At 39.5% G+C, this 13,037-nt stretch carries 9 protein-coding genes; 7 read left to right on the top strand and 2 right to left on the bottom strand.

Annotated elements, in window-relative coordinates:
- Positions 1 to 465: 465 nt before the first annotated feature.
- The 3 genes from AC504W_RS00715 to AC504W_RS00705 all read left to right on the top strand — a co-directional run bounded on the left by AC504W_RS00715 (position 466) and on the right by AC504W_RS00705 (position 4,971).
- On the top strand, positions 466 to 1,257 hold the full coding sequence (locus AC504W_RS00715; RefSeq protein WP_494875726.1) for a PEP-CTERM sorting domain-containing protein: 792 nt from the start codon (positions 466 to 468) through the stop codon (positions 1,255 to 1,257).
- Between the two features lie 109 nt (positions 1,258 to 1,366).
- Positions 1,367 to 2,131, top strand: coding sequence for a PEP-CTERM sorting domain-containing protein (locus tag AC504W_RS00710; protein WP_494875725.1), 765 nt, complete (start codon positions 1,367 to 1,369; stop codon positions 2,129 to 2,131).
- A gap of 95 nt (positions 2,132 to 2,226) precedes the next feature.
- Positions 2,227 to 4,971 carry a two-partner secretion domain-containing protein gene (locus AC504W_RS00705; protein WP_494875724.1) on the top strand — a complete coding sequence of 915 codons (2,745 nt, stop codon included), beginning with the start codon at positions 2,227 to 2,229 and terminating at the stop codon, positions 4,969 to 4,971.
- A 70-nt stretch (positions 4,972 to 5,041) separates the two neighbouring features.
- Here the strand turns inward: AC504W_RS00705 and AC504W_RS00700 are convergent, their stop codons facing one another.
- Both AC504W_RS00700 and AC504W_RS00695 read right to left on the bottom strand, forming a co-directional pair.
- On the bottom strand, positions 5,042 to 6,109 hold the full coding sequence (locus AC504W_RS00700) for an anthranilate phosphoribosyltransferase family protein (RefSeq protein WP_494875722.1): 1,068 nt from the start codon (positions 6,107 to 6,109) through the stop codon (positions 5,042 to 5,044).
- Between the two features lie 215 nt (positions 6,110 to 6,324).
- Positions 6,325 to 7,260 (bottom strand): LysR family transcriptional regulator, encoded by a 936-nt coding sequence (locus AC504W_RS00695; RefSeq protein ID WP_494875720.1) that lies wholly within the window; start codon positions 7,258 to 7,260, stop codon positions 6,325 to 6,327.
- 1,111 nt (positions 7,261 to 8,371) lie between these two features.
- On the opposite strand from AC504W_RS00695, the gene AC504W_RS00690 reads away from it, so the two are divergent.
- From AC504W_RS00690 to AC504W_RS00675, 4 genes are all read left to right on the top strand, one after another.
- A complete protein-coding gene (locus AC504W_RS00690) occupies positions 8,372 to 8,803 on the top strand; it encodes a phenylpyruvate tautomerase MIF-related protein (RefSeq protein WP_494875719.1) in 432 nt (143 codons plus the stop codon).
- A 22-nt stretch (positions 8,804 to 8,825) separates the two neighbouring features.
- Positions 8,826 to 10,835, top strand: a complete 2,010-nt coding sequence (locus AC504W_RS00685) for a lipoxygenase family protein (RefSeq protein ID WP_494875718.1) — start codon at positions 8,826 to 8,828, stop codon at positions 10,833 to 10,835.
- Positions 10,836 to 10,963: 128 nt separating this feature from the next.
- Complete coding sequence (locus AC504W_RS00680) at positions 10,964 to 11,917, top strand: hypothetical protein (RefSeq protein WP_494875717.1); 954 nt, start codon at positions 10,964 to 10,966, stop codon at positions 11,915 to 11,917.
- Positions 11,918 to 12,049: 132 nt separating this feature from the next.
- Positions 12,050 to 12,793, top strand: a complete 744-nt coding sequence (locus tag AC504W_RS00675) for an SDR family NAD(P)-dependent oxidoreductase (RefSeq protein WP_494875716.1) — start codon at positions 12,050 to 12,052, stop codon at positions 12,791 to 12,793.
- Positions 12,794 to 13,037 lie beyond the last annotated feature (244 nt).

The following is a 13,037-nucleotide window of genomic DNA, read 5'->3' as shown; positions in this document are numbered from 1 at the left end:
TAATATTTAATTATGTATTAATTGCTACATTCCATAAATGATAAAATTTGATAAATTAATGACTAGATAATAACTAGCACTTGCATTGATTAAGGGAAAACACTGTTGAAAAGTGTAAGATTTTTATAAATTTCTTGCTAAAAATCCGTAAATATTGTAATTTAGACATCATTACACTGTAGTATTTTTGCCAGAGAACATTGCTACTGTCCGTATACAGTAAAATTTTCTCAAAAAAAGCAGTAAACAAACTTATTTGGGTGTATCACATTTCGACAAATTACCTCAGCATAGAATTCCAAGCTATGTAAACAAAGTCTACATCCTTAGCAGACTTATATGTAGTTAGCTTTCGGCAAATTGTTGTCGAAAGACAGATTCATTTTGTCTACATAGTCGGGAATTTAACTGTGGCGACTTATTCTTGTTCACTCATTTTTCAAGGTACAGGTAGGTAAACAAAAGATGGCAATAATCAAGTTAATGTTTGCTATTAGCTTGACAGTAGTTCCCGTAATTCTAAGTTTTGTAGAACCAGCCGCAGCACAAAGAAGACTTAGAGCTAATACATACTCTCAAACAGGAGAAAACGAGCAAGGTGTGGATGCTCAATTCAATTTAGTTGATACAGCTAGGGATGGTAGTGCAATAACTGATAGTGCCAGTAGCTCAAGATTAGGTCTATTTCAAGGAGCCATACAAGACTATGTAGAAGGGGTGGGAGAAGTTTGTCTTAACCCTGACCGTGAAGCTAACCAGCCTAATTGCCCTTCTGATTATAGCGGTACAGGTCGTTATGTTTTAGATGCTTCTGGGTTCCCGATTTTAAATCCAGATTACCCTTTCGTTCCTGATGCTGGATTTATTCCATTCGATGCAAATTTACGGGCAGAATTTATTGAACAAGATCAACTGTTTGAATCTCAATTTGGAGGTATTCGAGACAGTATTGCATATAGTATTATCCGCCCAGGACAAACTGAACCATTGTACAGTTATCGCCTAGACTTTGCCAGCTTTGGATTTGATCAAAATCAAGCTATCAACAATTTGTCTTATATTCTGGAACAAAATGTCTTAGGCAGAGCGCGTCCCGTAATAGTTTTTGATGATTTCACCGATTTAGGAATAGGCGACGCTCTCATCCAAAATCGTTTTGAGCGAAATATACCAGATGCTGTCCCTGAACCTAGTGCCACTCTTGGGGCTTTAGCTGCTGTAAGTATAGGTCTACTCCTCAAGCGAAAAACAAAATAGGTTGGAACTAGTTCAATACACAAAAAATCAACATCACGATTTTCCAATTTTGAAGGAAATCTAGCTTTTCTCTTTTGCATTCAAGATAGTTTTGATAGCCCTGGTGAAAATGTCAATAATCAAATTAGCGTTTGCTATTACCTTGTCAGCAGTTCCTGTAATTCTAAGTTTTGTAGAACCAGCCGCAGCACAAAGAAGACTTAGAACTAACACATATTCTCAAACAGGCTCAGACCAACAAAATGCGCTTGCTCAATTTAATTTAGTTAATACGGCCAGGGATGGTAGTGAAATCACAGATAGTGCCAGTGATTTAAGCATAGGTCTTTTTCAAGGAGCCATACAAGACTTTACATCAGGAAATGGAGAAGTTTGTATTAACGGTGGCGGTACTCCTGATTTTCAACCTAATTGTCCTGCAAGTTCCATTAATACAGGTCGTTATGTTTTAGATGCGAATGGCTTCCTCATTTTTAATCCAGATCGACCTTTTGTTCCTGGTACCATTCCATTTGATGCAGATTTACGGGCAGAATTTACTCAAGATGACGAATTTATCTCATATAGTATTGTTCGCCCAGGACAAACTGAACCAGTATTGAATTATCGCCTATACTTTGCCAGCTTTGGATTTGACCCCAATCAAGCTGTCAACAATTTGTCTTATATCCAGGAAGAAAATATCTTAGGCAGAGCAAGTCGTACTTTCACTTCTTCTGATGGTTCTATCGAATTAATAGGTGGCGACGTTCTCATCCAAAATCGTTTTGAGCGAAATATACCAAATGCTGTCCCTGAGCCTAGTGCCACTCTTGGGGCTTTAGCTGCTGTGAGTATAGGGGTGCTATTCAAGCTGAAAAAGAAACAAGTTTAAACTAAACCGCAGTCAACCAACGCTACCTGTCTACGTTGTTGTATTAACAGCACAACTCACAATTCATTTCTATAAAGCTAAAGCTGCTCAAAGTCATGCACATATCTTCATTCAGAGTCTGGGCTTCTACCGGAGGTTTTCTGTCATGTCTGTTAACAACTCAACCAACTACAGCACAGATTATTCCAGATACCTCTTTACCCCAAAACTCTATCGTTCCGCCTAATTGTATCGACTGTGAAATTACAGGTGGCACTAGAGTAGGTAACAATCTTTTTCATAGCTTTGAGCAGTTTTCTGTACCTACAGGTGGCGTTGCTTATTTCAATAACGCTGTGACTGTCGAGAACATCATCAGCCGTGTCACAGGTAACTCTATTTCTAACATTGATGGGTTAATTCGTACTAATCCAGCAGCTAACTTGTTTTTACTTAATCCTTATGGAATTATTTTTGGCCCCAATGCTTCACTTGATGTTGGTGGCTCTTTTATTGCAACTACTGCTAGTAAATTGGCTTTTGCTGATGGCACTGTATTTAATACCACAACAAATGGAACTACACCTCTGCTAACTATCAGCCGACCAATAGGTCTGATATTTAATCAAACGCCCGGTAGAATTGTCAATCAAGCTGCTTCACTAGACTTAGATGACAACCCAATTGGGCTTCAGATACCCACAGGAAAGACTTTAGCACTTGTGGGTGGTGAGGTAGCACTAGAAGGCGGCTTCTTAACCACGCCGGGAGGGAGAATTGAGTTAGCTAGTGTTTCCGGTAATAGTGTAGTTAGTCTGACTCCCATAGATAAGGGCTGGATGTTGGGTTACGCAGGTGTACAAAACTTTCAAGACATTAGTTTAAATCAGGCAGCTTTTATTGGTTCTAGTGATTTGATGGGTGCTGACATCAAAATTCAAGGAAGGCTAGTTTCTGTGACTGAAGGTAGTCAAATTAGCTCCTTGGCTGGAACTGGTGGTCAAGCCGGAAATCTTCAGATCAATGCTTCCGAGCAAGTAGAACTAGTAGGGAACCCAGCAGATTTATTTACCACTAGTTTGTCTAATGAAGTTGAGGGTGAAGCTACAGGCGAAGGTCGAAGTTTAGAAATTGCTACTAAACGCTTGATTATTCAAGGAGGATCGCAAGTTTCAACAACTACGTATGGTACAGGTCGAGGAGTTAATTTAAATGTAAGAGCCTCGGAATCATTAGAAATAACAGGTAATTCGCCAATTTTTAATGTTCCTAGTGGTCTTTTTGCCGTAGCTGATTTAGACGCTACTCAGCAAGGAGGTACATTAACAATTGAAACTGGACGTTTGATCCTTAGAGATGGAGCGCAAGTATCAACTTCAACTTTTGGTGCTGGTGATGCAGGAGATTTAAGAGTAATAGCATCTGACTTGGTAACAGTTGAAGGTAGGACTCCAGATAATGTGCAAGCTAGTGGCTTATTTGCTCAAGTTGAACAAGGAGCCACAGGTGATGGTGGAAATTTGACAATTGAGACTCAAAGGTTGAATGTTTTAGGAGGAGCGCAGATATCCACTTCGGCTCGCAGTGGTGGTAGCGGCGGAAATCTCACCATCAATGCTGGCGATTTCGTCCTTTTGAGTGGATTTGCACCGACAGCAGACGATTTGAGTAGAAGTAATATTTTGGTTTCCGCAGAGCGAGGAGCTACCAAGAATGGCGGCAATTTAAATATTACTACTGGGCGGCTTACTGTCGAGAAGGGAGCGAGGATTTCAGCAGATAACTTTGGTATGGGTCAAGGGGGAACTGCAACTTTAAATGTTAGACAGTTAGTAGTTCAAAATGGCGGTGCAATTAGAGCGGGTTCTTTTGGTGAAGGCGCTGGCGGAACTTTAACTGTAAATGCTAAAGATTTTGTTCAGATTATTGGTACAGGAATGATCGGTTCTACTGTTGTACCTAGTACCTTGTTTACTCAAGCGGAAGCATCAGGAAGGGCTGGTAACTTAAACATTACAACCCCTAGACTCAATGTTGGAGATGGAGGACGCGTGACAGTTAATGGTGTAGGTTCTGGTGCTGCTGGTAACTTAACCATTACAACTAATGACCTGCGGCTTAATAGAGGTAATTTGACTGCTGAAACCAACGCCAGAGAGGGGGCTAATATCTCTTTGCAGGGCTTAAAACTTTTGTTTTTACAAAATCAAAGCCTAATTTCTGCTCAAGCTTTTAACAATGCTAACGGTGGAAATATCAGTATTGATGCTCCTAATGGTTTTGTAGTTGCAGTTCCTAAACAAAATAATGACATTATTGCTACTGCCTTTATAGGTCGAGGTGGGAATATTAATATTACGGCCAATAATATCTTTGGATTTGAAGTAGGTAGATCCAGTCCAGGGGACACAGCTAATAATATTGATGCTAGTTCTGAGTTTGGTTTTGCAGGCAATGTAACCATTAATACTCCAGATGTAGACCCTAGCCGTGGTTTAGTTAACTTACCTACAAGTTTGGTAGATGCTTCACAGGCGATCGCTTCTAGTTGTTCTGCCAATGCTAAGGAGGGTGGAGAGCTTGTCGTTACAGGACGTGGTGGTTTACCTCCTAGCCCTCATGTAGCACTCAGTAGCGATATAGTATGGTCAGATACTCGGATAACTAAAATTAGCAGCGTGATGAATCAAAGAGCAGCGATCGCTATTCCTAATGTTAAGCCCAACACTAACAATGTATTAGCCAATGTACCTGCTAATGGTTGGGTGTTTAACAACAAAGGTGAAGTAACACTATTTGCAAATGCTCCTAGTGATACACCTCAGTATATGAGATTAATTTCTAATAGCTGTTCAACATAATGATAACACCAAGAAATCGTAGAGTCTGCGTAAGCCCTAATTTTTTTTAGCGCTAAGAGTTGGCGAGCAATTAAATATGTTGCAAGGGATTTTCTGAGGATGACTTAACGATTTGGCTGAGTTGTTGAAGTTTGGCTGCAACTGCACCATTATTTAATAATTCGTTGGCTGTAGCGATACCCGATCGCATATCTGAACAAATACCACTTTGCCACAGATAAAATCCCCCATTCCATAAGGCTGTTTGCATTAATTCGCCTGGTTTTCCGGCGAGAACATCTTGAATTTGGGTAATGAATTCTTCCGTAGTTCCTAAAGGTACATTTTTGGTAGTGAAGTCGTAATCGTGGGGAGATAACAGCAATCTTTCTAAATTGGGAGTTGCTGATAAAGCGATAATTGCAGTGCGATCGCGTGGTAAGTCACAACTCCCTTCTAAACCTTTAATTAAGGTATATTTTTTCACTCCCCTGAGTTCTAATGCAGCTTGAAACATCCCTTCTGTCGGTGGATGAACAAACCCAGCAATTAAATGAGCATCCCCAGCGTAAGGACACCAAATTAATTCCATTGTGGCAAAGGGCGGACGTTTACCAAGTTGGTCGCGGTATTCCCAAAGACTTTGGGTTAAGGGAAAATGATTTGGTGTATAGATAAAGCCAATTTTTGTTTGTTCAAAGACTTGCTGGGTTTGAGGTAACTGTAAAGCAGTCCAATCTACACCTAAACCTTGCCATATTTCTATTAAAGGTAAACCATATTTTGTGGGCAAGCGATCGCCACCGTGCATCACCACAGGTTGTCCAGCCGCCGCCAGGAGTAAAGCTGTGACGGGGCTAATGGGTGCAGTACGGGTTCTGCCATCATAGGGTATGCCCAGTACAATAACTGGAGATGCAGATGGAATTGCTTGGAGTTTTGCCCCTAATTCATCATAAGCATCTAACATCCCTGCCAATTCTTCGCCCGTTGGTCGTTTGATGCGATGGGCAATTAAAAATGCACCGATTTGCGCTGGTGTTGCTTCTCCCAGCAACATCATTTTAGTAGCGATCGCAGCTTCAGTACGAGTTAAATTTTCTCCCGTATGATTGCCACTACCTACCTTTTTAAGTAGTTCCCTGAAGATCTTGCTCATAATTGGTCACTGGTCATTTGTCATTGGTCATTGGTCATGGGTACAGAAATTGACCCTCCGAAATTTTAGATTTTAAATTTTGGATAATGGAATTGAATCTAAAATCCAAAATCTAAAATTGGTCGCTCCCCTTATGGGTGCAGTCAATCTAAAATCTAAAATCTAAAATCCAAAATTGCTTGACCATTGACTATGGACTGTTGACTCATCATACTTCAGGAAGCCGATCGCTGCTCTTCTAATTGCAGGGGGATATTTTCTAAGACTAGTTCCCAAAAGTGCTTAATTGGGGGAATATGCAAGCGGTCTTGAGTTGTTACCATCACTACACGACGAGTCAAGCCAGAATTATCTAACGGACTATTGGCTAAGGGGCGAACTGCTAAGGTTAGGTCATGACGAGCTTCGACTAAGGCGGAAGTAGGAAGTAAGGCTATTAATTCGCCTTGACGTACAACTCCCCGAAAGGCATCAAGGGTATTAACTTCTAAAGCCGCATGAAGTGTAGCTTCTAAGCGCTCAAATTTATCTTGGACTAACCGCTGCATTCCATAACCATCTTTAAATACTACTTGGGGATAACGCACCAATTCTGACCAAGGAATACGTTCATATTGAGCGAGAGGATGATTCGCTGCGGTGAGGACTTCTATTGGTTCATCATATAAAACTTCCACCACCATTTCTCTGCCGGTGGTTAAAAAGCGATTATTCATGACGATCGCTAAATCTACTAAACCATCTTTGAGAACTTTTAAGGCGCGATCGCTGCCCAAAGATGTTACCCGCAATTGTACTTCGGGATAATCACGACAGAATTTTTGTAATACTGGCGGTAGGTAAGAAGCACATAACGAGTGAATTGAGGCAATGCACAATTCTGGCTGTTTTCCTGCCATTAAATCTGTTAACTCTTGTGTAGCAACTTGCCATTCCTGACAAATTTTGCGGACACGGGGTAATAAACGTTCTCCGCCCAAGGTTAATTTAGCATGAGTGTTGCGGTGAAACAGTTCCACACCCAAATCTGCTTCTAAGGCTTGAATCTGGCGACTGATAGTTGATTGGGTGACACCACATTGTCTGGCTGCTTGTTGGAAGCTACCACTATCGGCGATCGCTAAAAAAGCTTGCAACTGCTCTAGTCGCATGTTAATGTAGCCTGAATTACATTTATGGCTGTCATTAAGTTAACGGTTTTCGCTCCAAAATTTAGTAGAGTTTGTTACATATGCTAGTAATTGACATATTTTAATAGAAATTTAACTTTTCCTTGTGATCTAAATAAACCTCAGCAGTCAGAATTCAGTAGGAACTTGGGTCAAAATTACGGTTTTTACAATCGCTCAATTACTTGCATTAGGGATTTCCCAGCAATAAATTATCAAACATCCTCTCAGGAGTCAGGAGCCAGAATTTAGAGTTGAATTCTGTGTGACACTTCGGCCAGATCAGGGCATTGCTGGCGGATAAATAACTGTGTTCATATCCCCACTAAAGCAAAGATTTAGCCGTTAAGTGCAAGTTGTAATCGCTGTGCTTCATTCAAGCGAGGAAACTTAGGCGATCATACGAATCAGTTGCAATATCACACTTCAAAAGTTGAAATCAAACTTATAGGACTTACGTGCTTTACAAAATAACTATCTTGTGAGTCAACGTAAATACATTGTTTCAGGCTTTTATCAATCACCTTTAATTGAGTGTCGCCGCAGACATCGCTAAAATCTCATTGAAAAATCTAGCTAGAAGTTACGCATAGATAAAGTTCGCAATAAATTGACATTACTGCGAACTTTTTTGATGTAAGTTTTGATTTCTAAAAATCAAACACACCAAAAATTAAGCTTTCAGCCTTTATTCATATAATTTTATTTTGTCAATTATATGAAAGTATTTTACTTAACTCAGTATTTATTAAGACATAATTAAAAAGCAAGCAGATTAAACTATACCTCGTATATAAAGTAACGGGAAAGCACTTGCAAATGACAAGCACAAAAGATAATTAAAGTTGTTACTGACTAACTACTTTGATGCTTGTCCAAATTTAATAGTTCCCAGCGACAAACTATACTCTAAAAATTCATAGTTGAAGGATAAAGCTATGCTTAGGTAAAAAGATTTGCTTGTATTGTTATACAAGCTTCTAGATCATTATGTTTTTAATCAAGGTGATAGATATCTAACATTAATATTATCTAAACCCTTTGAGTGCCAAAGATGTCCTGAAAATGCCAATTTTCACATGGTAGAGCTAAAATGCCTTTTGTCAGAATTGAGACTAATCATGACTTCAGTCAAGAAGTTATTCAAAATGTAATAACTCAAGTTACGCAACAAGTTCATCTAATTAAAGGTGATCCGGAAGCCATGATTTTAGTAGTTGTCAACACCAAAGTCAATGTAGCTTTTGGTGGGGACTATGAAAAGCCTGCGGCCGTTGTGCAACTAATGAATTTGAGACTACCTGTAGAGATTACCACCAAACTAACAGAAAGTATCAGTGATATTTTGCTGGCAAAATTCAATATTCCCGCTAACAGAATGTATATCTTCTTTGAAGAATTTACCAAAATGCATTTGGTTGGCTGGAATCGAACAACTTTCCAGCACATATTAGGTGCTGATGACTTAGCCGATGTTGAAGCGGCTAGACAAAAAACTGTGGTTGCAAAAAAAACAGCAATTTAGTGTAATAGGAGTGATAACAGACATGACTAGCTTTCTTCAAAGAATTATTACTGGTGAAGTATCGCTTGAAGAGTATTCTGAGACAGAAAAAGAACGTTTACTTTATAAACTTCTGTCTGATTTACCATCAAGCTCTATCTTAAAAATCAAACAATTTATCAAAGGTTCAAACCACGATACAATTACCAAATCACAACGAGCTTCTGGTAAGATAGTACATCGTGACTCCCTGATACCTATTCCCAATTTAAGTTTAGAGTTATGGGATAGAGATCCGTTCGGAGGAAAAGATTATTTGGGTAGTACGGAAACGGATGAATCCGGAAATTTTGAAATTTTGTATGATCCAAAATTAGCCGGGTTTGGTGATCTACCAGATTTACAATTAAAAATATTTGACCCGCCACAAACTGTATATATTGATGGCAAAAAGAGTCAAGTTAGAAACTTAATTGAAGTAAAAAATGGCAGTGATAATGTCGTAGGTGATTATGATTTTGGAGTTGTGCAGATTTTATATTATGAGTATGACTCAGAATATAAGCTATTTCCTTACAGCCTACCTGACTCTATTCGCCATGATTTCACACCAGAAGCTGAAGTCATAACAACAAAATCTGTAGCCAAGTATGGCCTGGTTATGGATGCTCTCATCCAAAGAAATCGCCGCAATCCTAATGAGCCATCTTACGATGAAATCCAAAAATCATTTCCCGAAACCTTAACGCTAATTTTAGAAAAAGAACGTCCCGGCTATACCAGAAGTGATGAATTTTTTGGCGAAAAGATGTTAAATGGTTTCAATCCAGTAATTTTTAAGAAGGATAAAAATAATCCTTCACTATATACCACTGCTTTTAATGGAGATAAATTTACCCTAACAGGCAAAATAGATTTGCCTAATTACAAAGTAAAATTTGAGTTAAAAGACGGAAAATTACTACCGATAGAAATCACGTTGCAATTCCGTGAAGATAATTGTTTGCAACCAAATTCACCGTTAAAAGCAGCACAAACTTACACCCCGGCTGATGGTAATAAGTGGTTGCAAGCTAAACGAGTTGTTCGCGCTACTCATTTGGGTGTTTTAGGTGAAGTCAAAGGACATTTAGCCCAGTGTCACTTTAACATGGAACAGTATGCGATCGCGTTCTTCAGAAACATTAGAAAGAATCCGATCCGTGGTTTCCTTTATCCCCACATCAAAGAAGTAGTTCATATTAATAAATTTGGGCGCAAAATCCTGATGGATCCGAAAGAAGGGTTTTTTGCCAAGCTAGAACCCATGTTGATTAACCCAGATATGTTGCAATGGGTAAGAACAAGTATGGGAACATATGATTGGACAGATTGGCAACCTAGAAAACCTCTGTCTGAAAATCATACATTTGCCAAACTCGGAAATTTATATTGGGATATTCTCACTACTCATGTAGATTCATTTTTCGCAACTAATCAAGAAGAAATTGTCAATAACTGGTCAGAAATACTCAATTTCTCCAATGAATTAGTGCAAAATAGTGTACCCTATCTTCCTTTAAGTTTAGAACAAGTAGATGACGGTGATCAATGGTATGATTTGAACGAAATTGAACATTCATCAAATCCACGACAAGAAATTAATGGTGAATTAAAAGCTGTCAGACCGATTACTGCATCAGCACAACCAACTGAGCAAGACATAGCAAATCTCAAACAAGTTTGTAAGTATGTGATTTATCAATGCACCTTCTGGCATAGTTGGATTCACAACGAACATAATCCTGAATTTGGTGAATTGAAGTATGGTGATTTGTTAACTAATGGCTCAATGGGTGACGAAGATGATGAAAGTGTATTACCTGGTCGTCAGACAGCCAGCATAATTTTGGCTGTGTCTCATATGCTCACCAATTTTAAATACGGCTACATACTCAAAAACGAAGATGGAGATGTACCACCAGACTTAATTGAACTCATTCAAAGTAAGAAAGCAGAGTTTGAAAAATTAGGATTTGATCTCACAAACTTACGTTCTAGATTGAATAGCTAATATCTAGGATAAGTGGTAAAAGCAATAAGCCTTTTACCACTACTTTTTTGGAGATAAACAACTGAACTAACGCTTGAATACTGGAATTATTTTAATCCATATTTCAGCAACTATTATGGAAGATTATCATGGCATTAACCACAGAATTAAAAACCAGAGATGAACTAGATTTTGGTGAATGGATATTACTGAACAATGTCCAAATAGTCCCACTAGAAATAAATTATTTTTGGTCAGCATTTGATAATTACCTGGAGTTTCTCACAGGTTTTAGTGGACGGACAAACGTTGAATTAGAAACTGATGCGGGAAAACCTACAAATAGTCCCGGTGCTATTGTGAGATTTGATTTTCAAGGCTCGTTAGTACGTGACAGATTGCTCTACAATGACCGCCAAAATTATGTCTGGAAAATGGATATACCGGAGGCGACTAACCTCTTTACTTTGTATATAGTTACCATCACTGCCCAGAAAATAGACGATAATTATACAAAAGTTTCTATTACTGTTGAGTTAGTGTTGCAAAGTCAAAACCGTGAGGAACGCGCCCAAGCTTTGCAAACACTTAAAGCATACCTCCCCAAACGCATCGGTGAAATTATCAAATTTCTACAACACAGAGATGGTCAGGGATTTAAGTTAGCATCTTTAAGTGAATTAGAAATAAGTCAACTGGCTAAAGATTTTTACGAAAAACTCGATCAACATGCTCCACCAGAGGAAATTACGCCTTTTTTATCTCTGGCAGATAATGATTTTAAAATGCAATTTCCTAGCTCCACGTTGCACAATCACGAAGAATTTAATCAATGGTATAAAAACGCTGTCAATACGTTTTATGATGAGATTCATGCAGTGAAAGAAATGACTGTGAAATGTCAAGCTGATCGCGCTGATGTTAACGCCATCATTCATTGGGAAGGTAGTACATGGAAAGCGCCAAATGCTTACAGCCAAAGAGTTGTAGCCGATGCTCAACATAGCTGGGAAGTGGTGCGATCGCCTGATACATTTAAACCCATTTACAAAAGCTATATCGTTCACAAACTGGATTTTGCTCCTGGATCGTCAAAGCCATAACTTCTAATACTGCTATAGTTTTTGAGCCGCAGCGCCACTCCTCGTGCAAAAAGGGAATGTCTGCCAAAACCTTCGCAGTATTGTCATCATTTTCATTTTTTAAGTTCACAATTGTGGCAAACAACAAAGTATATGACAGGTAAATTAAACACAAAAGTAGCTGTAGTCACCGGCGCTTCATCAGGTATAGGTGAGGCTACATCTCTAGCATTAACCGCAGAAGGAGCTAGTGTGGCATTAGTAGCACGTCGCGCTGATCGCCTAGCCGCTTTACAACAACGCATTACGGAAAACGGAGGACAGGCGATCTCCATTTCTGCTGATATCGCTGACGAAAACCAAGCTTATGATGTTGTGCAGAAAGCTAATGCTGTATTTGGTCGCGTAGATATCCTCATCAACAACGCAGGTGTCATGCAACTCGGCTTAATTGACGGTGCAGATACAGAACAATGGCGCAGTATGATCAATATCAATCTTTTAGGCTTAATGTACGCTACCCATGCAGCTTTACCCATCATGAAAGCTCAGGGTACAGGACATATTGTGAATATTTCCTCTACAGCTGGTCTAGAAGCAAATGCTAACGCCGCCGTTTACTCAGCTACTAAATTTGGTGTAGGGGCATTTACGGAAGCACTGCGTAAAGAAAATCATATTCATAAAATCCGCGTAACACTGATTGAGCCGGGTGCTGTGGCTACAGAATTAGGCGATCGCATTACCGATCCTACCGCTAAACAATGGGCCCAATCATGGCTAGAAACCAAAAAACCACTCGCTAGTGATGACATCGCCTCTGGTATTGTTTATGCAGTTACACAACCACCCCATGTCAACGTTAACGAAATTGTTATTAGACCATTAGATCAGTAATCATCACTTACGGCGTTTTGCAAGTACATAATTAATCAGGCTGGTTTTTACTCGCTGACATTGCATCAAATTGCGCGAATTCACCACAAATCTAACGCCGTGTGCAACTTTTTCTCAAACCTAACCCCCAACCCCTTACGCCAGTTGCTACAACAGGGGGAACCCCCCTTCGGGTTCGCAGTTCCTTCTCCTAATCGGAGACGCTGCGCGAACAAGTCGGCAAAGCCGCCCAACGGACTGCTCA

It is taken from the genome of Nostoc sp. C96, assembly GCF_059384975.1.
This window is presented reverse-complemented; position numbering and strand designations above follow the sequence as displayed.

Bases quoted from the DNA above. Each gene is read 5' to 3' on its own strand.
- AC504W_RS00695 (WP_494875720.1), bottom strand. From the start codon at position 7,260: ATGCGACTAGAGCAGTTGCAAGCTTTTTTAGCGATCGCCGATAGTGGT.
- AC504W_RS00675 (WP_494875716.1), top strand. From the start codon at position 12,050: ATGACAGGTAAATTAAACACAAAAGTAGCTGTAGTCACCGGCGCTTCA.
- AC504W_RS00700 (WP_494875722.1), bottom strand. From the start codon at position 6,109: ATGAGCAAGATCTTCAGGGAACTACTTAAAAAGGTAGGTAGTGGCAAT.
- AC504W_RS00705 (WP_494875724.1), top strand. From the start codon at position 2,227: ATGCACATATCTTCATTCAGAGTCTGGGCTTCTACCGGAGGTTTTCTG.
- AC504W_RS00715 (WP_494875726.1), top strand. From the start codon at position 466: ATGGCAATAATCAAGTTAATGTTTGCTATTAGCTTGACAGTAGTTCCC.
- AC504W_RS00710 (WP_494875725.1), top strand. From the start codon at position 1,367: ATGTCAATAATCAAATTAGCGTTTGCTATTACCTTGTCAGCAGTTCCT.
- AC504W_RS00685 (WP_494875718.1), top strand. From the start codon at position 8,826: ATGACTAGCTTTCTTCAAAGAATTATTACTGGTGAAGTATCGCTTGAA.
- AC504W_RS00690 (WP_494875719.1), top strand. From the start codon at position 8,372: ATGCCTTTTGTCAGAATTGAGACTAATCATGACTTCAGTCAAGAAGTT.
- AC504W_RS00680 (WP_494875717.1), top strand. From the start codon at position 10,964: ATGGCATTAACCACAGAATTAAAAACCAGAGATGAACTAGATTTTGGT.